The organism is Streptomyces sp. DI166 (assembly GCF_900091315.1).
Lineage (GTDB): Bacteria > Actinomycetota > Actinomycetes > Streptomycetales > Streptomycetaceae > Streptomyces > Streptomyces fuscus.
This window is the reverse complement of the sequence record NZ_FLSP01000014.1, coordinates 17,682-42,922: the sequence shown is the minus strand read 5'-3', so window position 1 is coordinate 42,922 and position 25,241 is coordinate 17,682. Positions and strand designations below refer to the sequence as shown.

Annotated in this window: 22 protein-coding genes; 6 read left to right on the top strand and 16 right to left on the bottom strand. The window is 71.8% G+C overall.

Translation table 11 applies throughout. The features are described 5' to 3' along the window. The first annotated feature begins 1 nt into the window (after position 1). Complete coding sequence (locus GA0115233_RS09695) at positions 2 to 925, top strand: LysR family transcriptional regulator (protein ID WP_093719781.1); 924 nt, start codon at positions 2 to 4, stop codon at positions 923 to 925. A 9-nt stretch (positions 926 to 934) separates the two neighbouring features. Here the strand turns inward: GA0115233_RS09695 and GA0115233_RS09690 are convergent, their stop codons facing one another. The 8 genes from GA0115233_RS09690 to GA0115233_RS09655 all read right to left on the bottom strand — a co-directional run bounded on the left by GA0115233_RS09690 (position 935) and on the right by GA0115233_RS09655 (position 8,277). After that, complete coding sequence (locus tag GA0115233_RS09690) at positions 935 to 1,543, bottom strand: TetR/AcrR family transcriptional regulator (protein ID WP_093719726.1); 609 nt, start codon at positions 1,541 to 1,543, stop codon at positions 935 to 937. Positions 1,544 to 1,615: 72 nt separating this feature from the next. Continuing rightward, positions 1,616 to 2,293, bottom strand: coding sequence for a 3-oxoacid CoA-transferase subunit B (locus GA0115233_RS09685; protein WP_093719725.1), 678 nt, complete (start codon positions 2,291 to 2,293; stop codon positions 1,616 to 1,618). Beyond that, positions 2,293 to 2,985 carry a 3-oxoacid CoA-transferase subunit A gene (locus GA0115233_RS09680; RefSeq protein WP_093719724.1) on the bottom strand — a complete coding sequence of 231 codons (693 nt, stop codon included), beginning with the start codon at positions 2,983 to 2,985 and terminating at the stop codon, positions 2,293 to 2,295. The genes GA0115233_RS09685 and GA0115233_RS09680 overlap by 1 nt, the downstream gene beginning before the upstream one ends. A gap of 132 nt (positions 2,986 to 3,117) precedes the next feature. Then, entirely contained in the window at positions 3,118 to 4,311 is a 1,194-nt protein-coding gene (locus tag GA0115233_RS09675) for a thiolase family protein (protein WP_093719723.1), read from the bottom strand. Next, a complete protein-coding gene (locus tag GA0115233_RS09670) occupies positions 4,308 to 5,588 on the bottom strand; it encodes an FAD-dependent oxidoreductase (RefSeq protein ID WP_304363111.1) in 1,281 nt (426 codons plus the stop codon). Before GA0115233_RS09670 ends, GA0115233_RS09675 begins: the two co-directional genes overlap by 4 nt. 12 nt (positions 5,589 to 5,600) lie before the next feature. After that, positions 5,601 to 6,263 carry a maleylpyruvate isomerase N-terminal domain-containing protein gene (locus GA0115233_RS09665; RefSeq protein ID WP_093719721.1) on the bottom strand — a complete coding sequence of 221 codons (663 nt, stop codon included), beginning with the start codon at positions 6,261 to 6,263 and terminating at the stop codon, positions 5,601 to 5,603. A 23-nt stretch (positions 6,264 to 6,286) separates the two neighbouring features. Continuing rightward, positions 6,287 to 7,114, bottom strand: coding sequence for a fumarylacetoacetate hydrolase family protein (locus tag GA0115233_RS09660; RefSeq protein ID WP_093719720.1), 828 nt, complete (start codon positions 7,112 to 7,114; stop codon positions 6,287 to 6,289). A gap of 2 nt (positions 7,115 to 7,116) precedes the next feature. Then, on the bottom strand, positions 7,117 to 8,277 hold the full coding sequence (locus GA0115233_RS09655) for a cupin domain-containing protein (RefSeq protein ID WP_218063439.1): 1,161 nt from the start codon (positions 8,275 to 8,277) through the stop codon (positions 7,117 to 7,119). A gap of 103 nt (positions 8,278 to 8,380) precedes the next feature. Between GA0115233_RS09655 and GA0115233_RS09650 the strand changes: the two genes are divergently transcribed. Next, positions 8,381 to 9,145 carry an IclR family transcriptional regulator gene (locus GA0115233_RS09650; protein WP_093719718.1) on the top strand — a complete coding sequence of 255 codons (765 nt, stop codon included), beginning with the start codon at positions 8,381 to 8,383 and terminating at the stop codon, positions 9,143 to 9,145. Between the two features lie 274 nt (positions 9,146 to 9,419). After that, positions 9,420 to 11,066: an MFS transporter gene (locus GA0115233_RS09645; protein ID WP_093719717.1), complete on the top strand. Its 1,647-nt coding sequence runs from the start codon at positions 9,420 to 9,422 to the stop codon at positions 11,064 to 11,066. Between the two features lie 61 nt (positions 11,067 to 11,127). On the opposite strand, the gene GA0115233_RS09640 is transcribed toward GA0115233_RS09645, so the two are convergent. The 6 genes from GA0115233_RS09640 to GA0115233_RS09615 all read right to left on the bottom strand — a co-directional run bounded on the left by GA0115233_RS09640 (position 11,128) and on the right by GA0115233_RS09615 (position 18,629). Continuing rightward, positions 11,128 to 12,585, bottom strand: coding sequence for a sugar porter family MFS transporter (locus GA0115233_RS09640; RefSeq protein WP_093719716.1), 1,458 nt, complete (start codon positions 12,583 to 12,585; stop codon positions 11,128 to 11,130). Between the two features lie 381 nt (positions 12,586 to 12,966). Then, positions 12,967 to 14,076, bottom strand: coding sequence for a transaldolase (tal, locus tag GA0115233_RS09635; protein WP_093719715.1), 1,110 nt, complete (start codon positions 14,074 to 14,076; stop codon positions 12,967 to 12,969). Between the two features lie 31 nt (positions 14,077 to 14,107). Continuing rightward, positions 14,108 to 16,162: a transketolase gene (gene tkt / locus GA0115233_RS09630; protein ID WP_093719714.1), complete on the bottom strand. Its 2,055-nt coding sequence runs from the start codon at positions 16,160 to 16,162 to the stop codon at positions 14,108 to 14,110. Between the two features lie 111 nt (positions 16,163 to 16,273). After that, positions 16,274 to 17,761, bottom strand: coding sequence for a PTS ascorbate transporter subunit IIC (locus GA0115233_RS09625; RefSeq protein ID WP_093719713.1), 1,488 nt, complete (start codon positions 17,759 to 17,761; stop codon positions 16,274 to 16,276). Positions 17,762 to 17,874: 113 nt separating this feature from the next. Next, positions 17,875 to 18,156: a PTS sugar transporter subunit IIB gene (locus GA0115233_RS09620; RefSeq protein WP_093719712.1), complete on the bottom strand. Its 282-nt coding sequence runs from the start codon at positions 18,154 to 18,156 to the stop codon at positions 17,875 to 17,877. After that, positions 18,153 to 18,629 carry a PTS sugar transporter subunit IIA gene (locus GA0115233_RS09615; protein ID WP_093719711.1) on the bottom strand — a complete coding sequence of 159 codons (477 nt, stop codon included), beginning with the start codon at positions 18,627 to 18,629 and terminating at the stop codon, positions 18,153 to 18,155. Before GA0115233_RS09615 ends, GA0115233_RS09620 begins: the two co-directional genes overlap by 4 nt. A 176-nt stretch (positions 18,630 to 18,805) precedes the next feature. Between GA0115233_RS09615 and ptsP the strand changes: the two genes are divergently transcribed. Next, positions 18,806 to 20,812: a phosphoenolpyruvate--protein phosphotransferase gene (ptsP, locus tag GA0115233_RS09610; protein WP_093719710.1), complete on the top strand. Its 2,007-nt coding sequence runs from the start codon at positions 18,806 to 18,808 to the stop codon at positions 20,810 to 20,812. 167 nt (positions 20,813 to 20,979) lie between these two features. Next, positions 20,980 to 22,164, top strand: a complete 1,185-nt coding sequence (locus tag GA0115233_RS09605; protein ID WP_176711702.1) for an ROK family protein — start codon at positions 20,980 to 20,982, stop codon at positions 22,162 to 22,164. Between the two features lie 38 nt (positions 22,165 to 22,202). Here the strand turns inward: GA0115233_RS09605 and GA0115233_RS09600 are convergent, their stop codons facing one another. Continuing rightward, on the bottom strand, positions 22,203 to 23,021 hold the full coding sequence (locus GA0115233_RS09600; RefSeq protein ID WP_255310123.1) for an ATP-binding cassette domain-containing protein: 819 nt from the start codon (positions 23,019 to 23,021) through the stop codon (positions 22,203 to 22,205). A 308-nt stretch (positions 23,022 to 23,329) separates the two neighbouring features. On the opposite strand from GA0115233_RS09600, the gene GA0115233_RS09595 reads away from it, so the two are divergent. Next, entirely contained in the window at positions 23,330 to 24,358 is a 1,029-nt protein-coding gene (locus GA0115233_RS09595) for a LacI family DNA-binding transcriptional regulator (RefSeq protein ID WP_255310118.1), read from the top strand. 33 nt (positions 24,359 to 24,391) lie between these two features. Here GA0115233_RS09595 and GA0115233_RS09590 read toward each other — a convergent pair whose 3' ends face one another. Continuing rightward, entirely contained in the window at positions 24,392 to 25,129 is a 738-nt protein-coding gene (locus GA0115233_RS09590; RefSeq protein WP_093719707.1) for a nucleoside/nucleotide kinase family protein, read from the bottom strand. Between the last annotated feature and the right edge of the window lie 112 nt (positions 25,130 to 25,241).

Below are 25,241 nucleotides of genomic sequence, written 5' to 3'. Positions count from 1 at the left end.
CATGAACGGCGAGGAGGGCGCCCCCGGTGCCTCGGGACTGGACCGGCTCGCGTCGGTCAACCTCAACCTGCTGGTGCCCCTCCTCGCCCTGCTGGAGGAGCGGTCCGTGACCCGGGCCGCCGAACGCGTCGGTCTCTCGCAGCCCGCCATGAGCCACGCCCTGACCCGGATGCGCCGCCTCCTCGGCGACGAGCTCGTCGTACGGCAGGGCGCCGGCGTCACCCTCACCCCCCGCGCGCTGGAACTGATCACCCCCTTGCGCGACGTGCTGCAACGCACCGCGCAGATCGTCGACTTCCCCTCCTTCGACCCGGCCACCGACCGCCGCGTCATCACGGTCGCCATGACCAACAGCACCGCCTTCGTCGTCGGCCCCCGGCTGACCCGGCTGGTCACCGAACGCGCCCCTCGCGCCACGCTGCGGATCAGGACGATCACCGTGCCGAGCGAGCCGACGTTCACCGAGGGCGGCGTCGATGTCGTGCTGATCTCCGAGGGGCACTACTCGCCGTACCCGCGCGAACGGCTCTACGACGACCGCGTCGTGGTGGTCGCCTCGCCGGACACCCCGCCGGAGGCGAGCGCCCTGGACCTGCTCACCGGCCAGCCGCACGTGATCGTGGACACCGAGCGGCGGGTCTTCCCGTACTCGGTGCTGGAGGACGAGGGCATCCCGTACCGCGTCGGGCTGCGGGTCTCCGACTTCCTGCTGGTGCCCTTCCACGTGGCCCGGGCCGGCGGCGTCGCCCTGCTGCGGTACCGGGTCGCGGCCACCATGCGCGCCCTCGCCGAGCTGCGGATCGAGGAGTTCCCGTTCCCGCTGCCCGGACTCGGCATCGACATGGTGTGGAACCCGCGGCTCGCGGACCGGCAGTTCGCCGACTGGCTGCGGGAACTGCTGCGGGACGCGGCGGCCGAGCGGTGAGCGGGCGGGTCAGGTGAGCAGCCGGACCCAGCTCGTGGCCAGCTCGGCGAGCATCTGCGCGCGGTCGAGCTTCCAGTCGGCGTCGCCCCAGTGCTGGGCGACGTAGTCCAGCTCGGCCATGGCCAGGACACCGCGGAAGCGGCGTTGGTGGGGTTCGAGGCGGCCGGCGCGGGTCAGGCCGTCCTCGATGTCGCTGATGGCCTCCTCCATCCAGCGGTCCACCAGGTCGCGCAGCTCCGGGTCGACCGCGGCGGCGTCCCGGGCGACCCGGATGATGGGCCGGACCTGCGGCCAGTTGTCGGCGGTGCCCCGCAGCCAGGCGAGGATCGCCTCGCGCGTCCCGTCGGCCACGGTGGCGACCAGATCCAGGGCCGTGGAGCCGTGCTCCGGTGAGCGCTCCCGTTGCAGCACCTCGTTGAGGCGCTCGTCGATGAGTGCCTTCATCAGGTCGCTGCGAGAGGGGAAGTAGGCGTAGAAGGTGACCCGGGTGGTGCCCGCGGCGGAGGCGATGTCGTCGACCTTGGTGGCCGCGTAGCCCTTGGTGGTGAACAGGTCGAGCCCCGACTCCAGCAGCAGTCGGCGGGTCATCTGCTTCTGCTGCTGCCGGAGGTTAGCCATGCCGGGGAGCCTAACGCACCCGTGCGCGCCGTCCGTACACGACGGACGGCCACCTGTCAGGCCGTAAAGAATTCAACCGACCAGGGCGACACCGAGGCGCCGCTCCAGTTCCGCCACGGTGATGCCGTACGTCTCGTGCACCCGCAGTCCCTCCGGGCCGGGCTCGAAGATGCCGTGGTCGGTGAAGACCAGGTGCACACAGGACGTGCCGGTGAGCGGGTAGGTGCACTCGGGCACCAGCTTGGGGGAGCCGTCGCGGGCGAACAGCTTCATCATCACCAGCACCCGCCGCGCCCCGACCGCCAGGTCCATCGCGCCGCCGACGGCGGGGATGGCGTCCGGGTCCCCGGTGTGCCAGTTGGCGAGGTCGCCGCGGAAGGAGACCTGGAAGGCGCCCAGCACGCACACGTCGAGATGGCCGCCGCGCATCATGGCGAACGAGTCGGCGTGGTGGAAGTACGCCGCCCCGGGCAGCTCGGTGACCGGGACCTTCCCGGCGTTGGTCAGGTCGGGGTCGATCTCGTCGCCCACCGCCGCCGGGCCCATGCCGAGCATGCCGTTCTCGGTGTGCAGCACGATCCCGGCGTCGGCCGGGAGGTACTCGGCGATCCGGGTCGGCTGGCCGATCCCGAGGTTGACGTAGGAACCGGCGGGGATGTCCCGGGCGATCCGGGCCGCCAGCTCGTCGGTGGTGAGCGGGGCGCGGTCGGCCCGCTCCAGTACGGGGGACGTTCCAAGGGCGGTCGTCATCAGCGGGCCCCTTCCACGGTGAGGCGGCGGGCCTCGGCCCGTACGAGTCGGTCGACGAAGATGCCGGGCGTCACCACGGTCTCCGGGTCGATCTCCCCGGCCGGGACGATCTCGGTGACCTGGGCGATCACCGTGGTGGCGGCCGTGGCCATCACGGGCCCGAAGTTGCGGGCGGTCTTGCGGTAGACGAGGTTGCCCATGGTGTCCGCGCGGTGGGCGGAGATCAGCGCGACATCGCCCTTGATCGGGTACTCCAGGACGTGGACCCGCCCGTCGATCTCCCGCGTCTCCTTGCCCTCGGCGAGCGGGGTGCCGACCCCGACGGGACTGTAGAAGGCGCCGATCCCGGCCCCGGCGGCACGCATCCGCTCGGCGAGCGTGCCCTGCGGCACGACCTCCAGCTCGATGCGCCCGGACCGGTACAGGTCGTCGAAGACGTACGAGTCGCTCTGCCGCGGGAACGAGCAGATCACCTTGCGCACCCGGCCCGCCTTGAGCAGGGCGGCCAGGCCCACGTCGCCGTTCCCGGCGTTGTTGGAGACAACGGTCAGGTCGCCGGCGCCCTGCCGGATGAGCGCGTCGATCAGGTCGAAGGGCATTCCGGCCAGGCCGAAGCCGCCGACCAGGACGGTGGAGCCGTCCTGGATCCCGGCCACGGCCTCGTCGGTGGTGGCGGCGACGGTCGTACTCATCCCTGGCTCACCTCGTCGGTCACCGCGGCCGTCGTCGGCTCGCTTGCCGCGTCAGTCACCGTACTCATCCCTGGCTCACCTCGTCGGTCACCGCGGCCGTCGTCGGCTCGCTTGCCGCGTCAGTCACCGTACTCATCCCTGGCTCACCTCGTCGGTCACGTTCTCCAGCACCACGGCGAGGGCCTGGCCCACGCCGATGCAGATCGCCGCGACACCCCAGCGCTCGCGCCGCTCGCGCAGCACCTTGGCCAGCGTGCCCAGCAGCCGCCCGCCGGAGGCGCCCAGCGGGTGCCCGAGCGCGATGGCGCCGCCGCGGGTGTTGACGATCCCCGGGTCGATGCCCCAGGCGTCCACGCAGGCCAGCGACTGGACGGCGAACGCCTCGTTCAGCTCGACCGCGCCCACGTCCTCCCAGCCGATACCGGCCCGGCGCAGCGCCCGCTCGGCGGCCTCCACGGGCGCGAAGCCGAAGTGCTGCGGTTCCACGGCGGACACCCCGCGCCCGGCGATCCTCGCCTCGGGCTCCAGCCCGATCCGGTCACCGGCCGCGGCCGTGCCCAGCAGCAGCGCGGAGGCGCCGTCGCTGAGCGGGGAGGCGTTGCCCGCGGTGATCGTGCCGTCGGGACGGAAGGAGGGCTTGAGCGCGGCGAGCTTCTCCACGCTCGTCCCGGGCCGGATGCCCTCGTCCCGGGTGAGGCCCTCGACCGGCAGGACCAGGTCGTCGTAGAAGCCCTCGTCCCAGGCGGTGGCGGCAAGCCGGTGGGAGCGCGCGGCGAAGTCGTCCTGGCGTGCGCGGGAGACGGCGAACTTCTCCTGGAGGAGTTCGTTGCACTCCCCCAGCGAGACCGTCCACTCCTTCGGCATCGCGGGGTTGACCAGCCGCCAGCCGAGCGTGGTGGAGACGGCGGTGACGTCGCGGGCCGGGAAGGCACGGTCCGGCTTGGGCAGCACCCAGGGCGCGCGGGTCATGGACTCCACGCCGCCGGCGACGACGATGTCCGCGTCGCCGGACTCCAGGGTGCGCGAGGCGATGATCGCCGCGTCCAGGCTGGAGCCGCACAGCCGGTTCACGGTGGTGGCGGGCACGCTCACCGGCAGCCCGGCGAGCAGTACGGCCATACGGCCGACGTTGCGGTTGTCCTCTCCGGCGCCGTTGGCGTTGCCCCACACCACGTCGCCGATCGCGGCGCGGTCCAGGCCGGGGGCCTTGTCGAGCAGCCCGGTCAGGGCGGTGGCGGCGAGGTCGTCGGGGCGTACGTCGGCCAGTGCCCCGCCGAACCGGCCGAACGGGGTGCGGGTGGCGGCGTACAGGTAGGCGTCGCTCATGGCGTGCCCACCGCCTGCGCGGGTTCCGGCAGTTGGGCCGAGGACAGCGGAATCGGCGTGAACAGCTCCGGCTCCTCCTCCGGCGTCAGCGCCGTCGGTCCGTACAGCCAGTCGACGAAGGAGTAGTCGTAGGTGTCGCGGGCGCGCAGCAGGACGTTGCGCTGCTCGCGGGCGAGCCCGTCGAGGTGCCACAGCTCGCCCCACTTGCGGGAAGTGGTCAGCACCCGGCGGCAGTGCTCGGGGCGGACGGCCTCGTAGGCGGCGAGGGCGGCGGTCCAGTCGACGGTGCCGTCCTCGGCGCGGTTGCGGGCGACGTGCTCGCCGAGCACCCAGCCGTCCTCGATGGCCATGATCGCGCCCTGGGCGATGTACTGGAGCGGCGGGTGCGCGGAGTCGCCGAGCAGGGCGATCCGGCCGTGCACCCAGGTCATCACCGGGTCCCGGTCGAACATCCGCCACCACTTGTCGCGCCACATGTACGGCAGCCCCTCGCGGACGAAGTCGCAGGTGCCCTCGAAGGCGGCGTCCAGCTCGTCCGGGGTGCCCCAGTCCTCCTGGCCGGCGAGGGCCTTGGGGGACTCGAACACGGCGACCTGGTTGAGCAGTTCGCCGCCGCGCAGGCCGTAGTGGACGAAGTGGCAGCGCGGGCCGATGTAGACGACGACCTCGCTGAGGTCGACGGACTTCACCCGAGGCTGCTCGGCCGGGACGGTGCCGCGGTAGGCGACGTAGGCGGAGGAGACGGGCTGGTCGTCGACGAGGAGCTTGCGGGCGACGGAGTGCAGCCCGTCGGCGGCGATGACGACCCCGGCCGCGTGGGTCTCCCCGTTCGCCAGGGTGACGCGGGCGCCGCCGCCGTCGGTGTTCTCGTAGTTCTCGTACGAGGTCACCTTGGCGTTGTTGATCAGCTCCACCCCGGCGCGCTCGCAGGCGCGCAGCAGCAGGCCGTGCAGGTCGCTGCGGTGGATGACCAGGTACGGGTAGCCGTAGCGCTCCTCCAGGTGGCGCAGGTCGAGCCGGGTCAGCTCCGTGCCGTCCACGGCGTCGCGCATGACCATCGCGTCCGGGACCACACCGAGGCTCTTGGCCTCGTCGAGGAGGCCGTAGTCGTCGAGGATGCGGGTGCAGTTGGGGGCGAGCTGGATGCCGGCGCCGACCTCGCCGAAGGCGGGGGCGCTCTCCAGCAGGCGGACGGCGAGGCCCTGGCGGGTCAGCGAGTACGCGGCACCCAGGCCGCCGATGCCGCCGCCGACGACGATCACATCAGGTTGGGACATGTCACTGACCTCTCAGAGCCAGGGGCCCAGTTCGGGGGCGTCGGTGAGGGTGTGGGGGCGTCCGGCGAGCCAGGCGGCGACCTCGGGGAGCGGTCCGTCGGGGAGTTCGGGGAGCGCGCGCCGGTCGCGGATCTCGGCGACGAGCGCGACCAGGAAACCCTTGGGCAGATCGGCGAAGGTGACCACGCCGGTGCCGAGGTCGACGGCGTGCACGCACACCTCACGCGCGCGCAGCCAGGGGATCTCGGTGGCGGGGACGGTACGGCCCTGGGCGGTGACGACCTCGCTGCGCCACTGCTCGTCGGAGAGCGCGTCCAGTCCGGCCGTCAGCTTCCGCGCGGAGTCGGTCAGCCAGGCGCGCAATTCTCCGGCCGACAGCATCGGACCCTTGGCGATGCCTTCGGCGCGCTCCTGGGCGGAGGCGTACATCGGCGTCCGCTCCCCGGTGGCGGCCCAGTGCACCAGGTTGCCGAGGGCGTCGGCGTTGGCGGCGACGTGCGCGACGAGGTGCTTGCGGGTCCAGCCGGGCAGCACGCTGGGGGCGGCGAAGTCCTTCTCGTCGAGGCCCGCGACGGCGTCGAGCAGCAGTTCGGTGCCGGTACGGGCCCAGGCGCGCGCGTCGGTGAGGCCGCGGGTGACCGTGGTCGTGCCTTGACCGCCTTGGGTCGAGGTCATGCCTTGACCGCCTTGAGTCGAGGTCATGCCTTGACCACCTCGTTGACGCAGGCGCCGAGTCCGCTGATCTCGGTGACCACGGTCTGGCCGGGCACCAGGAAGACCTTGGGGTCGCGGGCGTTGCCGACGCCGGCCGGGGTACCGGTGGCGATGATGTCGCCGGGGCGCAGGGTGATCACGGTGGAGATGTACTGGACCAGGAAGACCGGGTCGAACAGCAGCGTGCCCGTGTCGTCCCGCTGCATGACCTCGCCGTCGACGGTCGTGGTGACCGTGAGCGCGGGGCGGACGCCGCCGACCTCGTCCGGGGTGACGACGTACGGTCCGACCGGGGTGGAGGCCTCCCAGATCTTGCCCTGGGTCCACTCGATGGTGCGGAACTGCCAGTCGCGCACGGAGATGTCGTTCATGACGGTGAAGCCGGCGATGGCGTCGGCGGCCTGCCGCTCGTCGGCGCGGCGGACCTGCTTGCCGACGACGACGGCGAGTTCGACCTCCCAGTCCAGGGCGTCGGTCTCGTCCGGCTTGACAATGTCGTCGTGGGCGCCGAGGAGGGTGTCGGCGAACTTCGGGAAGAGGGTCGGGTAGGCGGGCAGTTCCCGGCCCATCTCCTTGATGTGGTTGGTGTAGTTGTGGCCGACGCAGACGACCTTGGAGGGGTTCGGGACGACCGGCGCGAAGTCGGCGCCCTCGACCGGGTACGTGATTCCGGTCGCGGCGGCGGCGCGGTCCTGCCAGCCGTCCTCGGCGAACAGCTCGCCCAGGTCGGCGCGGCCGAGGTCGACGAGGCGGTCGCCGTCGAGGCGGACCGCACGGGTGCCGTCGGCGGTGCGGAGGGTGGCGAGCTTCATGGTCAGGCGTCCTTCTGGGTGCGGTCGAGCCTCAACGCCTCGAAGACGGGCGCGTCGGAGAAACGGAACAGGTCGAGTGCGCCGGAGTCGGAGTCGTCGCTCCCGGCCTCGGACTTCGCGGAGAACGGCTCCCAGGACGGGACGACGAGCAGGTCGCCGCGGGTCACCGTCCACGTCTTGGAGCCGACGGTGACGGTGCCGGAGCCGTCGAAGACCTGGTAGACGGAGGAGCCGGTCTCGCGTACCGGTGCGGTCTCGGCGCCCCGGGCGACGCGGTGGAACTCGGCGCGTATGGTCGGCAGCACGTCGGAGCCGTCGTGCGGGTTGGTGTAGCGTACGGCGGCGTGACCGGGCTCGACGGTGCCTCCGTAGCCCTCCTTCTCCAGCAGGAGCTGGTCACGCAGGGCGGCGTTCGTGTACTCCCACTTGTACGACAGCAGCGGGCTGCCCGGGGTCGCGGGCACGGCCGACAGCGGGCGCAGCCCGGGGTGGCCCCACAGGCGCTCGGAGCGGGACCGCTCGGGGGTGATCCGCTCGGCGTCGGTGATCTCGTCGCGGCCGAACTCGAAGAACTGCGCCTCGGTGACGTACTGGAAGGGGATGTCCAGGCCGTCGATCCAGGCCATGGGCTCGCTGGTGGCGTTGTGGTGGGCGTGCCAGTTCCAGCCGGCCTGCGGCAGGAAGTCGCCGCGGTTCATGGGCACCGGGTCGCCGCCGACGACCGTCCACACGCCGGAGCCCTCGACCACGAAGCGGAAGGCGTGCTGGGTGTGGCGGTGCTCGGGGGCGTCCTCGCCGGGCATCAGGTACTGGATGGCGGCCCACAGGGTCGGCGTGGCGAAGGGGCGTCCGCCGAGGGAGGGGTTGGCCAGCGCGATCGCGCGGCGCTCGCCGCCCCGGCCGACCGGGACCAGGTCACCGGCCTGCGCGGCCAGCTCCCGCAGCTTCCGCCAGCGCCACAGGTGCGGGACGGCGCGCGAGCGCGGGTGGGCGGGCATCAGGTCGCCGATCTCGGTCCACAGCGGGACGAGGAGTTCCTGTTCGAAGCCCCGGTAGAGATCTTCGAGCGCCGGGGTGACGTCGGGCTGTCCCTCGGCGGCGACTGCCTGGAGCCGGACCGGGGAGCCGTGGGCCATGTCTGGGGTGAGGGAGGACTCAGTCACAGGGCTCAGCGTGCAAGCTGTCTGCTGAGAGAACATGGAAATTCTGCACAGCAGAATTCGTACGCCTGCTGCGGCCCGGCACCGCAGAATCCGAGGGATCGCCATGGACAACAAGCCGCTGAAGACTCCCCCGCCCTACCCCATCGCCAGCGTGGACCACGCGCTGCGCGCGGCGACGATCCTGCAGCTGGAGGGCGGGGCGACGGTGGCGCAGCTCGCGGAGCGGCTGGGGGTCGCCCGGTCCACCGCCCACCGCATCCTGGCGATGCTCGTCTACCGGGACTTCGCGGTACAGGGCGAGGACCGCGTCTACCGCGCGGGCCCGGTGCTGGAGCTGGCCGCGCACTCGCAGTCCCTGGTCTCCCGGCTGCGCGCGGTGGCCCTTCCTCATCTGCACCGGCTGGTCGGCCTCCTCGACGAGACGACGAACCTGATCGTGCGCACCGGGGACACCGTGCGGTTCATCGCCAGCGTGGAGTGCCGGCAGGCGCTGCGCGTCGGCTCCCGGGAGGGGATGGTCTTCCCGGCCCACCGCACCACGGCGGGCCTGCTGCTGCTCGCCGAGCTGCCCGAGGAGGAACTGGCGGAGCTCTACGGCGACTCCGACGCCGACGACATCGACCTGGGGCGGCTGCGGACGGAACTTCGCCGCCTGCGCCGCAACGGCTTCGCCGTGAACCGGGAACGGTCCGAACGCGGCCTCGTCGCCATCGGCGTCCTGGTCCGCGACCGGGACGGCACAGCACTGGCGGGCCTGTCGGTGTCCCTGCCCAGCGTCCGCTACGACGCCCAGCAACTTCCTTCGCTGGTCGCGACGCTGGAGGCGGCGGCGCGGGGGGTGGAGCGGGACCTGGCGGACGGGCAGTAGCCGCTCGTCGTTCCGTGGCCCATTCCCTGACCCATTCCCTGACCCATTCCGTGACCCTCCCCGCGACAGAGCCCCGTCTTACATAGAGAACAGTTGCATTATCTTCCGTCCGTTTCATTGACGCTACGTAAAGCGAAATGCCATTCTCCACGGCACCACGCCGGACGCGCGCCGTGCCCCCTCTCCCCCACCGCGTGCGCGGAGCCGAGCGCTTCCACACTTCGGGTCTCCCTCCCCCGGAGCCCCGAGGTCCCAGTCAGGGAGAACAACAGCAATGACGTTCAACAACGGGACGACGACGTCCCAGGGCCCCACCGCGGGGGCCGCCCGGCCGACGGGCTACGCGGGAACACTGGCTGCCGCCTGCGGTGCGGTCTTCGTGGCTCAGACCGCGAACGCGCTGCCGGCCTCGCTGAACGGACTGTTCCAGCAGGACCTCAACACGCACGGCTCGCAACTGACCTGGATCACCGCGGCGTTCATGCTCGCGGTGGTGTGCTTCGAGTTCACCTTCGGCGTCCTCGGCGACCTCTTCGGCCGCCGCAGGCTCGTCCTGACGGGTACCGCGCTGGTCGCCGCGGGCAGCACTGTCGCCGCCCTCGCCCCGACCGTCCAGGTGCTGTGGATCGGCGCCGCCCTGAACGGCCTCGGCGCCGGTGCCATGTTCCCCGGCTCCCTCACCGCGCTGACCGCCGTCACCCGTGACGCGCGCCAGCGGGCCCACGCCGTGGCCGTGTGGGCCGGGTTCCTGTCCGCCGGTGCCGCCGTGTCCCCGCTGATCGGCGGTGTGTTCGCCAAGGTCGGTTCGTGGCGCGGCTCGTTCTGGGTGCTCGTCGGCCTGGCCCTGGTCAGCATGGCTTTGACCGCCGCGCTGGCCACGGAGTCCAGGGCGCCCGAGGGCCGCAGGCTCGACGTGGCCGGTCAGGTCACCTTCGCCGTCGGTCTCGTCCTGGTGCTGTTCGCCGCCGTCGAGGGCCCCGAGTCCGGCTGGACGACCCTGCCGGTCATGCTCTCCCTCGCCCTCGGCGTGGTGATCCTCGCGGCCTTCGTCGTGGTCGAACTGGGCGCGGAGTCCCCGATCTTCGACCTCAGGCTGTTCCGCAACCGGGCCTTCGCCGTCTCCTCCCTCGCCGCGGTCATCGGCATGCTCGCCTTCCTCGGCGCCTGCTTCGCCTCCAGCATGTGGCTGGGTCCGGTGCAGCACCAGGACCCGATCCGGGTGGCGCTGCCCTTCCTGCTCCTCCAGGGACCGGCGTTCGTCCTCATCCCGGTCGTCTCCCGGCTGCTCCACCGGGTCGCCCCGGCCTGGCTGCTGACCTCCGGGTTCGTACTGATCGCGATCGGCGCCCTGATGTGCACGCAGTTGGACGTCACGAACACCGACCTGGGCCCGTTCCTGGTGCCCGCCCTCCTGATCGGCATCGGCTTCGCCCTGAGCGTCAGCTCGGTGACGGCCGTGGCGCTCAGCAGCGTGCCCCCGCACCTGGCGGGCATGGCCAGCGCCACCACCAACATGCTGCGCGACCTCGGCTTCGCCCTCGGCCCGGTGGTCGTCGGCGCGGTCGCCCTCAGCAGCGCGGGCTCGGCCTTCACGTCCAGCCTGTCCGGGTCCACCACCCTGTCCAGCGGCGACGTGATGGCGGCCCGTCAGATCGCCGAGGCGGGCGGCCCCATCGCCGTCAACAGCCTGCCCGCCGAGGCCCCGGGTGCCGCGGCCCACGGCCTGGCCCTGGACGCCCTCGGCACCGGCTTCAGCACGGCCTACCTGGTCTGTGCGGTGGCGGCCCTGATCGCCGCGGCCCTCGCCGCCCTGGGCATGATCGGCATCCGCTCGGACACGGCGAACGAGGCCGAGACGACCGCCGCCACACTTCCCCCGACCGAATGGGCGGAGCCGACGGCCGACGCCGCCCGCCCCTGACCACCGGCGCCCGCCGGCCATCGCGTCGGCGGGCGCGTCCATCCCTTGCCGCCGCGCGGCGTCAGACAGTCGTGCCGGTCCGCGACTCCACCCGACGCGCGCCGCGCCGCTGGAACTGGTAGAACCGCCCCTGGTTCAGCTCGTGCTCGATCTGTTCGAGGGACTTGCCCTTCGTCTCGGGGAGGAGGAAGTAGACGAAGGCGAGGGACACCACCGAGATGCCGGTGAAGAGCCAGAACGGGCCTGCCGCGCCCAGGACTTGGAACAGGGTCAGCGTGGTGGCGGCGATGATGAAGTCGAAGAACCAGTGGCTGAAGGCACCGAAGGCGCCGCCCTTTCCGCGCAGCTTCATCGGGTAGACCTCGGCGTTGACGAGCCAGATCGTCACTCCGAACGCGCCGTTGTTGGCAACCATGTACAGGATGACGGCGGCGAAAATCGCGTAAAGCTGCCAGCCCTGCGTGGCGTCGGCGCCCTGGCCCAGCAGGAGCGCGATGACGATGAAGGACACGATCGAGATGGGCACCATGACCAGCAGGTACCTGCGCCGACCGACGACGTCCACGAGATGGCTGCCGACGAACGTCATCACCATGACGCCGACCGCGCCGAAGGCGGGCATCAGCACGGAGGCGTCCTCCGAGAAGCCCAGGTCGTGGAAGACCGTCGGCATGTAGTAGACGAGCGCGTTGTTGCCGGTGATCTGCGAGAACATGGCGACACCGCCGCCGAGGACCAGCGCGGGACGCACCCGCGCCGAGAAGAACTCCCGCCAGGTGCCCGCGTTCGCCTGCCGCTCCTCGGCCACCGCCTCGGCCATGCCGCCGAGTTCGCGCTCGACCAGCGCCCGGTCGCCGCGCAGCCTCATCAGTACCGCCCCCGCCTTGTCGACCATCCCGTGGGCGTACAGCCAGCGCGGGCTCTCGGGCAGGAGTGTGACCCCGAGCAGCATCGCGACGGCGGGCAGGGCGCCGAAGCCGATCAGCCACTGCCATGCCTCGTGGCCGACGAAGTAGCCGGTGAAGTGGGCGCAGACGATCCCAATCATGATCATGAGCTGGAAGAGCACCACGAGCCGGCCGCGCCGCTCCGCCGGTGCCATCTCCGATATGTAGATCGGCGCCGCGCCGCTCGCCGCACCGATCGCCAGCCCCAGGAAGAAGCGGGCCACGGTCAGCACGGCCGGGGTGGTCCGGACGGCGCAGACCAGGGTCGCCACGATGAAGAGCGCGGCGATCAGCAGCAGCATCGGTTTGCGGCCGTAACGGTCACAGAGGTAGCTGGTGAACGGCGCGCTGAACACAGCGCCGAGCAGCAGCGCGGACGTGATGATCTGCTTGTCGCTCTCCGAGACCAGGTGGTACGAGTCGCTGATTCCGGGCAGCGCCGTCGCGATGATGCCGGTGTCGTAGCCGAAGAGGAGGCCGGACATCGCGGCGATCAGGGCGATCGCGGCCATGGACGAGGTTTTGACGCCGCCCCCGGGCGGCTGTCTGGTGGCGTCTGTGGCGAGTTGCATGGATCCGCCGTCTTCCCTTCTCGGATGGCCGTCACCTGGACCCGCGGTCACCCCGGCGGAACAGGGCACGGGTGACCGCGCGCACCGGCCGCCGCCGAACGGCAGGCCGGGGGCGCCACTTCGGCCCTGGGCATGACGGCTTCCGGCGGACAAGCGCCGTCCGCGGTCCAGGAGATGCGGCTCGGATGGGACAGCCAGGGCCTTTACGGGTGGACGGCTAGAGCATCCGCCATGGAACCCAAATGCGCAATGCTTTGCGCAATAGTTTCCCGAGATCTTTCCTCGCCCGCGGACCCTGCCCTGACTTCCCTGACGCAAAGAAGGACCGGCAGCACTCGGGGAGCGTGCCGCCGGCCCTTCCGTCCAGGCCGCCCGCGCCGGTCAGCCAGCCAGGCGCTTCAGCTCCCTCTCCGTCGAGGCCAGCAGGTCGTTCCAGGCATCCGCGAACTTCGCGACGCCCTCGTCCTCCAACAGGCGCACGACCTCCTCGTAGGAGATGCCGAGCCTCCCGATCGCGTCGAGCACCGCGCGCGCCTCCTCGTACGTGCCGCGCACCGTGTCCCCGGTGACCGAGCCGCGCTCGGCCACGGCTCGGAGGGTGGCCTCAGGCATGGTGTTCACGGTGTTCGGGGCGACCAACTCGTCGACGTACAGGGTCGGTTTGTACGCCGGGTCCTTCACACCGGTCGAAGCCCACAGCGGACGCTGCCTGTTGGCGCCCGCACCCTCCAGCGCGGCCCAGCGGTCGGTGCCGAACGCCTCCTCGTAGGCCCGGTACGCCAGACGGGCGTTCGCCAGGGCGGCCCTGCCCTTGAGGGCCGCGGCCTCGTCCATGCCGAGCGCGTCGATCCGCCCGTCGATCTCGGCGTCCACACGGGAGACGAAGAAGGACGCCACGGAATGGATCGGGGACAGGTCCAGGCCCCGCTGCCTGGCCTTCTCCAGGCCCGCCTGGTATGCCTGCATGACCTCCCAGTAGCGCGACAGCGAGAAGATGAGGGTGACGTTGACGCTGATACCGGCGGCGATGACCTCGGTGACGGCCGGCAGCCCCGCCTCGGTGGCCGGGATCTTGATCATGACGTTGGGACGGTCGACGAGCCAGGCCAGCTGCTTGGCCTCGGCGATGGTCGCGCGTGTGTCGTGCGCGAGCCGCGGGTCGACCTCGATCGACACCCGGCCGTCCCGCCCGTGGGTGGCGTCGAAGACCGGCCGCAGGATGTCGGCGGCGGCCCGGACGTCCACGGCCGTGATCATGCGGACGGCCTCGTCCGCGGTCACCCGGCGGGCGGCGAGGTCGCTCAACTGCGCCTCGTAGCCCCGCCCTTCGGATATCGCCTGGTGGAAGATGGACGGGTTCGTGGTCACGCCGACCACATGCTGCTTCTCGATCAGCGCGGCCAGGCTGCCCGACGCGATCCGCTGCCGCGAGAGGTCGTCCAGCCAGATCGCGACGCCTTCGTCGCAGAGGCGCTTGAGTGCGTCGGTCATGAGAGGTGCTCCAGATTCGTGTGCATGGGCGTCAGCGCGCTGCCGCGCTCAGTGAGTCCCGCGCGGCGGCCACCACGGACTGCGGTGTGAACCCGTACTCGCGCAGGAGGAGATTGCCGTCGGCGGAGGCGCCGAAGTGGTCCAGGGAGATGATGCGGCCGGCGTCCCCGACGTACTTGTGCCAGGTCAGGCCGACACCGGCCTCCACCGCGACCCGCGCCCTGACCGCGGGCGGCAGGACGCTGTCCCGGTATGCCTGTTCCTGTTCCTCGAACCACTCCACGGACGGCATGGACACCACCCGGGTCGGCACGCCGTCGGCCTCCAGCCGCTCCCGCGCCGCGACGGCGAGTTGCACTTCGGAACCGGTGGCGATCAGGAGCACCTCGGGCGAGCCGTTCGACGCGTCCACAAGGACGTAACCGCCCTTCGCGGCCGCCTCGTTGCGCTCGTACGTCGGCACGCCCTGGCGGGTCAGGGCGAGCCCGTGCGGGGCGTCGCGGCGCAGGATCTCGCGCCAGGCGACCGCCGTTTCGTTGGCGTCGGCCGGGCGGACGATGTTCAGGCCGGGGATGGCGCGCAGCGAGGCCAGGTGCTCCACCGGCTGGTGGGTCGGACCGTCCTCGCCCAGGCCGATGGAGTCGTGCGTCCACACGTAGGTCACCGGGAGCCGCATCAGCGCGGACATCCGTACGGCGTTGCGCATGTAGTCGGAGAACACCAGGAACGTGCCGCCGTAGATCCGCGTATTGCCGTGCAACGCGATGCCGTTCATCTCCGCCGCCATCGCGTGCTCGCGGATGCCGAAGTGGATCGTGCGGCCGTAGGGGTCGGCCTCGGGCAGCGGGTTGCCCTTCGGCAGGAACGAACTGGTCTTGTCGATGGTCGTGTTGTTCGACCCCGCGAGGTCGGCCGAGCCGCCCCACAGCTCCGGGATCACCGCACCGAGCCCCTGGAGGACCTTCCCCGAGGCGACTCGCGTCGCCATGGACCTGCCGGGCTCGAACACCGGCACCGCCGCCTCCCAGCCCTCGGGGAGCTGCCCGGCGCCGATCCGGTCGAACTCCGCCGCCCGCCCGGGGTTGTCGGCGCGCCATTCGGCCAGGGACTTCTCCCACAGGGCACGGGCCGCGCGGCCGCGCTCGACGAGCGCCCGGGTGTGGGCGACGACCTCGTCGGAGACCTCGAAGGTCCGCTCCGGGTCGAAGCCCAGGACGCGCTTGGTGGCCGCGACCTCCTCCTCGCCCAGCGCCGAGCCGTGCGCCGCCTCGGTGTTCCGGGCGTTCGGGGCGGGCCAGGCGATGATCGTGCGCAGGGCGATGAAGGACGGCCGCTCGGTCTCGGCCTGCGCCGCCCGGATCGCCGCGTACAGCGCGGCAGGGTCCACGTCGCCGTCCGCCTGCGGCTCCACGCGCTGCACATGCCAGCCGTACGCCTCGTAGCGCCCGGGCACGTCCTCCGAGACGGCCGTCCGGGTGTCGCCCTCGATCGAGATGTGGTTGTCGTCCCACAGCAGGACCAGGTTGCCGAGCTTCTGATGGCCCGCCAGGGAGGAAGCCTCCGCGGCGATCCCTTCCTGGAGGCAGCCGTCGCCCGCGATCACGTAGACGAAGTGGTCGAAGGGGGACTCGCCCACCGGGGTCCCGGGGTCGAACAGGCCACGTTCGTAGCGGGCGGCCATCGCCATGCCCACCCCGTTGGCGACACCCTGGCCCAGCGGACCCGTGGTCGTCTCCACGCCCGGGGTGTGGCCGTACTCCGGATGCCCGGGGGTCCGCGAACCCCACGTGCGGAACGACTTCAGGTCGTCCAGCTCCAGGCCGAAACCGCCCAGGTACAGCTGGGTGTAGAGGGTCAGGGAGGAGTGACCGGCGGACAGGACGAACCGGTCGCGGCCCGGCCACCGCGGGTCGGCGGGGTCGTGCCGCATCACCTTCTGGAAGAGGGTGTACGCGACGGGCGCGAGGCTCATCGCGGTACCGGGGTGGCCGTGGCCGGCCCTTTGCACGGCGTCCGCGGCCAGCAGGCGCGCGGTGTCCACGGCCCGCCGGTCCAGCTCGGTCCACTCAAGGTCTGGGGTGCTCACCCTGGGTCAGGGCTCCTTCGGTCGGTCGGCCGGAGCGGGGCGTCCGGTCGTCGGGCTGGTCGTCCGCCGCTCACTGGGGTCGGCCCGGTGGGCGGCGGACGGGTAGGGGGGTCAGGAGGTGGCGGGCACGGACCGCGGGCCCGAGTCCTCCTTGTCCTTGCCGGGCTCGGCGAAGTGGGCCTCGCGGGCGGCGGCCGGGTTCCAGCCGCGGTCCACGACCAGGCGCTGGAAGGCAATGGCGCCGCCCAGCAGGGCGAGGACGATCAGCGCGATCACCAGGACGCCGCCCACGGAGCCGAGCTTGACCGCGTAGCCGACCGACAGGCCGAACCAGCCGAAGTCGGCGTCGCCGAAGGTGGTGTTGGCCAGACCGAGCGAGCCGAGCACCTTGAGCAGGAGGGCGGGCAGGAAGGTGATGACGACGCCGTTGACGAAGCCGCCGACGACGGCGCCGCGGCGTCCGCCGGTGGCATTGCCGAAGACGCCAGCCGTGCCGCCGGTGAAGAAGTGCGGGACCATACCGGGCAGGATCAGGGCCAGGCCGAGCGGCGCGTCGAACGCCATGAGCACGCCGAGGCTGGCCAGGCCGCCGGTGAAGCTGGCGATGAAGCCGATGAGCACGGCGTTGGGCGCGTAGGGGAAGACGACGGGGCAGTCCAGGGCGGGCAGGGCGCCGGGGACGACCTTGGCGGCGATGCCGTTGAAGGCGGGGACCAGTTCGCCGAGGATCGTGCGGACGCCGAAGAGGATGACGGCCACGCCCACGCCGAACAGCAGCGCCTGCATGACGCCGGCCATGATGTACTCGCCGACGGAGGCGACGTCCATGACGGCGAACGCCTCCTTCTTGCCGGCCCGGCCGAGCATGGCCAGGGCGGCCACGGTGTAGATGAGGACCATGGACAGCGCGGTGGCGATCATCGAGTCGCGCAGGAACTTCAGGCCCTCGGGGAACTTCATGTCCTCGGTGCTCTTGCTGCGCTTGCCGACCACGCGCCCGACGGTGCCGGCCGCGATGTAGCCGATGGACCCGAAGTGCCCGATGGCCACGTCCTCGCCACCGGTGACGCGGCGCGTCCACGGCTGGGTGAAGGCGGGCATCACGACCATGATCGTGCCGAGCAGGACCGCGCCGACCAGGATCATCCAGACCGCCGACAGCTCGGCCAGTGCGAGCAGGGCGGTGATCAGGGTGGCCATGAAGAAGGTGTGGTGTCCCGTCAGGAACACGTACTTCAGCGGGGTGAACCGGGCGAGCAGGATGCTCACCGCGAATCCCGCGATCATCACCCAGGCGACCTGGGCGCCGAACTGTTCCTGCGCCAGCGCCACGACGGCCTCGTTGGTGGGCACCACACCGCGGGCGCCGGTGGCGCCGAGTATGAGCTTTCCGAGCGGTTCGAGAGCGCTGACCACGGTGGAGGCGCCGACGCCGAGGATCAGGAATCCCATCGCGGCCTTCAGGCCTCCGCCGACGACCTGGCCGGCGCTGCGGCGCAGGGCGATCAGACCGATCGCGGTGATGAGGCCGACCAGGTAGGCGGGCTGGTTGAGAACATTGTTGACGATGAATTCGGCTGTGCCGACGATGACATCCATGCGGGGTGCTCCTCGGAGCGGGCGGGGAGAGCGGGGAGTTGGGGGTTGCGGGGCCCCTGGCGAGTTGGGCCCCCGGGGTGCGGGGAGAGAGCGGGGTGCGGCGGTGCGGTGCGTCAGCCCGCTTCGCGCAGGGCGGCGCCGAGCGAGTCGGCGATGAGGTCGACGTTCACGAGGTTGTCGATCACCACGATCCGGGCCTTCACCTCGCCCAGCTGAGGGGCGAGTTCGCCGGAGGTGACGATGTAGTCCGCGGTGGCGGCGGCGCCGCGTGCGGTGCCGATGTCGGCGACCTCGACGTCGGCGGTCACGCCGAGCCTGCGCAGGGCCTTCTCGACATTCATCTTCAGGATGATGCTGCTGCCGACTCCCATGCCGCAGACGGTGAGAATCTTCATGACTGGACCTCCGGTTCGAAGTTGCTGATCAGGCGCCGCACGGTGGCGGCGTCGGGGGCGGCGGCGAGTTCCGCCAGCCGCGCGGGGTCGGCGAGCAGTTGGGCGAGGCCGCCGAGCGCCGCGGTGTGCTGGCTGTGGTCGGTGGCGGCGAGGCCGACGACCAGGCGGACCGGGTCGTTGTCCTGGTGGCCGAAGCGGACGGGCGTCCTGAGGGAAACCCAGGACAGTCCGGTGGCGCGGACCGCGGGTGAGGGGCGGGAGTGGGCCAGGGCCAGCCCCGGGGCGATGACGATGTACGGGCCCAGTTCCTCGACCGTGGCGATCATCTCGTCGCTGTAGTCGGCGGTGGCGGCCCCGGAGAGGATCAGGCCCTCTCCGGCCAGGCGGATCGCCGAACGCCAGTCGCTCGCCGAGGCGTTGACCAGGACTGACTGTTCGGGGAGAAGGCCCAGCAGGGACAGTTTGTCGGACATGTGAGGAACCTTGCTGGTTGGGGAGATGCACCCGGTCGCGGACGTGTGCGGCGGGTGACGGCAGCGTAAACAGGAATTCTGTCTAGCGCTAGACATAAATCTGTTGACTTTGAACTGAAACCTGGTTGAGACTCAGGCAACCGCGGCGACTCGGCCGCCCGACCCTAGGACCGTTGATGGCAACACCCTCCGTACCGGCCACGGCGACCCCGCTCACCGGGATCCCGGCCTCCCCCGGCATCGCCGGCGGCACGGCAGTGCTGTGGAACTCCCCCGACACGCATCTGGTGGAGACCCGTATCGAGGCGGACCAGGCGGCCGGCCAACTGACCCGGCTGGACAGTGGACTTCAGAGCGCCGCCGAGGAACTCGAAACGCTCCGCTCCGCGGTGTCCGGCGCCGAGGGGCAGGGCATCATCGCCGCGCACCTGGCGATGCTGGCCGACCCCGACCTGCGCGAACGCCTGGCGGCCGCGGTGCGTGAACAGCTCGTGGACGCCGCCACCGCCGTACAACGCGTGCTCACCGCGGAAGCGGACGCCCTGCGGGCCTCCGACAGCTCGCGCATCGCCGAGCGGGCCACCGACGTCGACGATCTGCGCCTGCGCCTGCTCACCGTGCTCGGCGCCGCCCGGCGGACCGGACAGCCCGAACTCCCCGAGGACGCCGTCGTGGTGGCGTCGGACCTGACTCCGTCGCAGACCATCGGCCTGGACCGGACCCGGCTGCGCGCGTTCGTGCTCTCCGGCGGCGGTCCGACGGCCCACACCACGATCCTCGCCCGCTCCCTCGGCATCCCCGCCGTCGTACAGGTCCCGGGTCTTGAGGCGATACGGGCCGGGGCACCGCTGCTCGTCGACGGCGACCGGGGCACGGTGACCTGCGACCCCTCCCCCGAGGAGATCGAGCGGGCCACCGCCGCCGCCCGCGACCGGGAGTCGGCCGCGGCCGAGCCGCTGCCCCACGCCACCACCGCCGACGGGCACCGGGTCCGCCTCTCCGCGAACATCGGCTCCGCCGACGAGGCCGTACGCGCCCACCGGGCCGGAGCCCGCTCGGTCGGTCTGTTCCGCACCGAGTTCGTCTTCCTCGCCGCGGACGGACTGCCGGACGAGCAGGAGCAGTTCGCCGCCTATGCCGGGGCCGTACAAGCGCTGGACGGGGGCCGCACGACGATCCGTCTGCTCGACGTCGGCGGCGACAAACCGCTGCCCCCGCTGACCAGCACCGAGGCCAACCCGATGCTCGGCCACCGCGGCGTGCGGCTGCTGCTCGACGCCCCCGATGTCCTGCGCACCCAGCTCCGGGCCGCCCTGCGTGCCGCCGCCCACGGCGAGGTGTGGATCTGTGTGCCGATGATCTCCGGCATCGCGGAACTGGCCGCCGTACGCGGTCATCTCGACGAAGTGCGGGCCGAGCTGGCGGCCGACGAGGTGGCGCACGGGCCGGTCCGGCTCGGCGTGATGATCGAGACCCCGGCCGCGGTGCTCGCCGCCTCGGCGCTCGCCCGCGAGGCCGACTTCTTCTCCGTCGGCACCAACGACCTGCTGCAGTACCTGGTCGCCGCAGACAGGGACAACGGCCGGGTCACCCATCTCCTCGACCCGCACACCCCCGCCCTGCTGCACGCCATCGGGCTGGTCGTCGCGGCGGCGCACGCGCACGGCATCACGGTCAGCGTGTGCGGCGAGGCCGCGAGCGACCCCGCGATCCAGCCGCTGCTGCTCGGTCTCGGCGTCGACGAACTGTCCATGACCGCCGCCCGCCTGCCGGACGCCGCGCGCGCCATCGGCGCGCTGAGCGCCGCCGAGGCCAGGATCGTCGCCGGTCAGGCCGCGCACGCCGACGACGCCGACGCCGTACGCGCGCTCCTGGAGTCCGCTCCGCCCACCCCGCAGGTCACCGCCGAGCCGCTGGGCGAGGACGGCTGGGCCGTCACCGTGACGGTCGCCGACCCCGAGGGCCTGCACGCCCGCCCCGCCGCGCAGCTCGTGGCGACCGCGCAGCGCTTCCGCTCCGAGATCACCCTGGCCGCGGCCGGTCGGCGGGCCCCCGCCAAGGCCATGCTCGCGGTGCTGGGCCTGGGCGCGGACTGCGGCACCGAGGTGCGGGTGGAGGCCCGCGGCGAGGATGCCCGCGAGGCCGTGACCACCCTGGGCGCGCAGTTGGCGACGCGGCCCTGAGACTCCGGGCCGGTGCGGCGACCTGACCTCCCGTAGCGGCCCGGCCCCAGTCCCCGGGCCGGTGCGTATGCCCTCGTCCCCGCCTCCGTGCCGGCCCGGTCTCATCGCGCTCCGGCTTCCCGCCACTGCCGAACCGAATTATTCACACGATTGGCATAATGACTGGCATGGGGATTCGCAACGGCCGAGCAGCGGCAGGGGCAGGCCACCTGCTGGACATGATCCGCAACAAGCGGGCACGCACCCGGTCCGAGCTCGTCCGCGCCTCCGGCATGGCTCGCGCCACCGTCGAGAACCGGCTTACCGGCCTGCTGGAGGCGGGCTACATCGTCTACGGCGCGGGCAGCCCCGGCTCCGCCTCGGTGGGGCGCCCGGCCGAGGTGTTCGAGTTCAACCACCGCTCCGGCACCGTGCTCGCCGCCGATCTCGGACTCGACCACTGCCGGGTGGCGGTCACCGACCTGGACGCGGGAATCCTGGCGTCGGCCGGCGGCCCGGTGGACATGGACTCCGGGCCGGAGCACGTCCTGCGGGAGGTCGACGAGCACTTCACGGCCGTACTGGAGCGCTCGGGCAAGGCCGCCGCCGAGGTGCGGGCCATCGCCCTCGCCCTGCCGGGTCTGGTCGAGGCGGCCACCGGGCGCATCAACTCCCCCACCATGATGGGCAAGTGGCACGCCTACGACCTGCGTGGGTTCTTCGCGGAGCGGTTCGCGAAGGTGCCGGTCCATCTGGAGAACCGCGCCCATGTCATGGCCCTCGGAGAACAGCGCAAGCAGTGGCCGGACACACCCGACCTGCTGATGGTGGACGCCGGGATGAGCATCGGCAGCGGTCTCGTCCTCGACGGACGGCTGTTCCGCGGCTCGCTCGGCGCGGCCGGGGACATCGGACACCTCAGCCGCGGCGGCAGCAGGGTCTGCCGGTGCGGCAGCGTGGGGTGCCTGGAGACGGAGGCGGCCGGCTGGGCGATCGCCCGGGACCTGCGGAGCATGGACCGCGAGGCGCGGACGGCCGCGGACATCGTGGCGCTCACCCGGGAGGGCGACCCGGACGCGGTCGGTCTGGTACGGCAGGCGGGGCGGGCCATCGGCAGCGTGGTGGCCGATCTCGTCGGCGTCCTCAACCCGTCCGTGGTGACCGTGGGCGGAGCGCTCGCCGAGGCGCGCGAGACACTGCTCGCGGGCATCCGCGAGGCCGTCTACGCCGGTTCCCACCCGCTGGCCACGCGCGATCTGCAGATCACCCACAGCCTCCTGGGCGGCGACGCCGGTCTGGTCGGCGCCGCCACCCTCGCCTCCGAGCAGCTCCTCGCGCCCGAGGCCATCGACGCCCAGCTCAGCAAGGGCTGACCGGGCCGCCGCCGTACGCGCCGACATGATGGCTGCCGTCAGTCCCGCGTGGCGGGACCGTGCCCTTCGTGTCTCTTCTTCGCGACCTCGGTCTCGAACAGCCGCCCGTCCGCGTCCTGGCTCAGCGCGCCGGTCATCAGGCTGACCACATCCGTCATCGTGACATCGTGGGGCCGTACGACGGCGGCGCGGCGGCCGAGCCGGTGCACATGGATGCGGTCGGCCACCTCGAAGACCTGGGGCATGTCGTGGCTGATGAGGATGACGGGGATGCCGCGGTCGCGGATCCGCCGGATCAGCTCCAGCACCTGGTCGGACTCACGGACGCCGAGCGCGGCCGTGGGTTCGTCCATGATGATCAGCTCGGTGCCGAACATGGCGGCGCGGGCCACCGCCACCGCCTGGCGCTGCCCGCCCGACAGTGACCCGACCAACTGGCCGATGTCCTGGAGCGTGGCGATGCCGAGCGCGTCGAGCTGGGCAGCCGCCTCCTCCCGCATGGCACGGTGGTCCAGCAGCCGCAGCCAGGAGCCGAGGACTCCGGGGCGGCGGCGCGGGCGGCCGAGGAAGAGGTTGGTCGCGATGTCCAACTGCGGGGCGAGCGCGAGGGTCTGGTACACCGTCTCGATGCCCAGCACGCGGGCGTCGCGCGGGGAGTGGAAGTGCACCCGCCTGCCGTGCAGTGTGATGGTGCCGGCGTCCGGGACGAGCGCGCCGGAAAGTGCCTTGATGAGGCTGGACTTGCCGGCGCCGTTGTCGCCGACCACAGCCAGGACCTCGCCCGTGCGGATGTCGAAGTCCGACTCCCGGATCGCCACGACGTTCCCGTAGCGCTTCACCAGGCCCTCGGCCCGCATGACGATCCGGGCCCCGTCCTCGGCGACCGCCGAGGAGGAGGGTGAGGAATGCGAGCCCGATCCGGCCGGCGTCTTGGTGTCCATTACGTACCTCCGTCGTCGGCACCGCGTGCGGTGCCGGTCCAGGATGCGTCGCGCCGTCCGGGCGAGAACCCTTGGCGACGCCCGACGCTACTCCGCCCAAAACCCTCTGTACAGCTTTTGCGCAAACCTTTGCGGGGCGTTCGGCCACCGGGGTCGGGAAGCCTCGGCCCGAGCGTCCGAATCGACTTCCTTTCCTTTGCGCAAAGGTTGTTACGATGCCCGGCATGGCAGGCAGACGGCCGCGGCAGACGGCCACCATGAGCGATGTGGCCCGGTTGGCGGGCGTCTCGGTCTCGACGGTCTCGCACGTGCTCAACCAGACCCGTCCGGTCGCCCCCGACACCGCCCGGCAGGTGCACGACGCGGTGGCCGCGTGCGGATACGTGCCGGAACAGGTCACCCGGCAGCAGCAGGAGGGCCTCGGCATCATCGGCCTGGCCATGTCCGCCATCTCCAACCCCTACTTCGCCGATGTCGTGCACGGCCTCGACCGGCGGGCGTCGAAGCAGGGGTACTCGCTGCTGCTGGCCGAGACACACGACGACCCGGACGGCGAACTGCGCGCCGTGAGCGAGCTGTTGCGGCGCAAGGTGAGCGCCATAGTGCTCGCCCCGTCCGGCGACACCGAGCGCACCCTGGCCTACGCGCGCCGGGCCGGGGTCCCCGTGACGGTCCTGGACCGGGCCGTACGGCAGGACACCGACCAGATCAGCGTCGAGAACGTCGAGTCGACGGCGCGGCTGGTCGACCACCTCGCCGAGAACGGCCACACCCGGATCGCGATGATCTCCGGCCGTCCGGGGCTCGCCACCACCGAGGAGCGCGTCCGGGGCTACCGGCTCGGCCTGTCCAGGCGCGACCTGCGTGAGCGGGAGGAGTACCTGGTCAGCGGGGGTTCGCAGGCCGATCCGGCGCAGCGGGCGACAACCGCTCTGCTGCGGTTGGCCGAGCCGCCCACCGCGGTGGTGGTCGGCAACAACCGGATGACCATCGGCGCGATGCGCGGACTGCGGGAGGCCGGCGTACGGGTACCCGACGACATCGCGCTGGTCGCCTTCGACGACTTCGAGTGGTCGGACCTGTTCCAGCCCCGGCTCACCGCCATCGCCCAGCCCACGGCGCTCATCGGCGAGCAGGCGTTCGAGCTGGCCCTGTCGAGGATCGCCGATCCCTCCGTCGCCCCGCGCCGCGTCCTGGTCCAGCCGACCTTCCAGCACCGCGAGTCGTGCGGCTGCGCCGCCGGGGCGAACTGACCTTCCACGACTCGCGTGCATGGCGTACCGTCCTCAGCAGCCGTGGTGCGACGGCACCCCGGCTCCGTGCGCGCGGGACGCCTGCGGGCGCCGCTCGCTCAGGATCCGGTCGGCGAAGTGCGCGGTACGGCGGATCAGCGCGCTGGTCCGCTCGTCGATGCCCTCGGTCTTGACGCGGGCGTTGTGCGGGCTGAAGCCGTACCGCACATAGCGGTGCATCAGGCGGCTGCGGCGCTCGTCCGGGGCCGCGTCGAGGAACCAGGTCTGGGTGAGCAGTCCGCGCACCTGGTCCCAGGGCGGCCGGGTGGCCAGCAGGAAGTTGCCGTCCACGATCACCAGCCGGTGCCGGGGCGCCACCTCCAGGGACTGCGCGACCGGGTCTTCGAGTTCCCGGCTGAAGTCCGGCCACCAGACGGTGTGCTCGGTCTCGTCCCTCAGGCGGCGCAGCATGGCGACGAAGCCGTGGCCGTCGAAGGTCTCGATGGTGCCCTTGTGCCGTGCCATGCCCAGGTCGTCGATGACCCGCTGGGCGAGATGGAAGCCGTCCATGGACACGGCCGTGGCGATCCCGGGCCGTACCGCCTCGACCCGCGCCAGCAGTTGCTCGGCGAAGGTCGACTTCCCGGCTCCGGGTTCCCCGACGATGCCGAGCAGAGCACGGTGCGGCCCCATAAGTCGCAGGGCGCTCTCGGCTAGTTCGGGAAGCGGCGGATCGTGGTAGATCGGCTCGAACTCCCCCGTGGCGCCGGAGTCGGTGAGGGCGTTGGTCATGTGCTCTCCAGGAAAACAAGGGTGGTAGGAAAGGGACTCGGGCTCGTGGTCGCGCGGGCGGGGCCGGGAGGCGCGGCGCGCCTCCCGGCCCCGCCCGGGGCGTGCGTTCGGT

Bases quoted from the DNA above. Each gene is read 5' to 3' on its own strand.
- GA0115233_RS09660 (WP_093719720.1), bottom strand. From the start codon at position 7,114: ATGAAGCTCGCCACCCTCCGCACCGCCGACGGCACCCGTGCGGTCCGC.
- GA0115233_RS09650 (WP_093719718.1), top strand. From the start codon at position 8,381: ATGGACAACAAGCCGCTGAAGACTCCCCCGCCCTACCCCATCGCCAGC.
- tal (WP_093719715.1), bottom strand. From the start codon at position 14,076: ATGACCGACGCACTCAAGCGCCTCTGCGACGAAGGCGTCGCGATCTGG.
- GA0115233_RS09620 (WP_093719712.1), bottom strand. From the start codon at position 18,156: ATGAAGATTCTCACCGTCTGCGGCATGGGAGTCGGCAGCAGCATCATC.
- GA0115233_RS09670 (WP_304363111.1), bottom strand. From the start codon at position 5,588: ATGTCCCAACCTGATGTGATCGTCGTCGGCGGCGGCATCGGCGGCCTG.
- GA0115233_RS09595 (WP_255310118.1), top strand. From the start codon at position 23,330: ATGGCAGGCAGACGGCCGCGGCAGACGGCCACCATGAGCGATGTGGCC.
- GA0115233_RS09695 (WP_093719781.1), top strand. From the start codon at position 2: ATGAACGGCGAGGAGGGCGCCCCCGGTGCCTCGGGACTGGACCGGCTC.
- GA0115233_RS09590 (WP_093719707.1), bottom strand. From the start codon at position 25,129: ATGACCAACGCCCTCACCGACTCCGGCGCCACGGGGGAGTTCGAGCCG.
- ptsP (WP_093719710.1), top strand. From the start codon at position 18,806: ATGGCAACACCCTCCGTACCGGCCACGGCGACCCCGCTCACCGGGATC.
- GA0115233_RS09675 (WP_093719723.1), bottom strand. From the start codon at position 4,311: ATGAGCGACGCCTACCTGTACGCCGCCACCCGCACCCCGTTCGGCCGG.
- GA0115233_RS09625 (WP_093719713.1), bottom strand. From the start codon at position 17,761: ATGGATGTCATCGTCGGCACAGCCGAATTCATCGTCAACAATGTTCTC.
- GA0115233_RS09680 (WP_093719724.1), bottom strand. From the start codon at position 2,985: ATGAGTACGACCGTCGCCGCCACCACCGACGAGGCCGTGGCCGGGATC.
- GA0115233_RS09645 (WP_093719717.1), top strand. From the start codon at position 9,420: ATGACGTTCAACAACGGGACGACGACGTCCCAGGGCCCCACCGCGGGG.
- GA0115233_RS09615 (WP_093719711.1), bottom strand. From the start codon at position 18,629: ATGTCCGACAAACTGTCCCTGCTGGGCCTTCTCCCCGAACAGTCAGTC.
- GA0115233_RS09640 (WP_093719716.1), bottom strand. From the start codon at position 12,585: ATGCAACTCGCCACAGACGCCACCAGACAGCCGCCCGGGGGCGGCGTC.
- GA0115233_RS09605 (WP_176711702.1), top strand. From the start codon at position 20,980: ATGGGGATTCGCAACGGCCGAGCAGCGGCAGGGGCAGGCCACCTGCTG.
- GA0115233_RS09665 (WP_093719721.1), bottom strand. From the start codon at position 6,263: ATGACCTCGACCCAAGGCGGTCAAGGCACGACCACGGTCACCCGCGGC.
- GA0115233_RS09690 (WP_093719726.1), bottom strand. From the start codon at position 1,543: ATGGCTAACCTCCGGCAGCAGCAGAAGCAGATGACCCGCCGACTGCTG.
- GA0115233_RS09685 (WP_093719725.1), bottom strand. From the start codon at position 2,293: ATGACGACCGCCCTTGGAACGTCCCCCGTACTGGAGCGGGCCGACCGC.
- GA0115233_RS09600 (WP_255310123.1), bottom strand. From the start codon at position 23,021: ATGCGGGCCGAGGGCCTGGTGAAGCGCTACGGGAACGTCGTGGCGATC.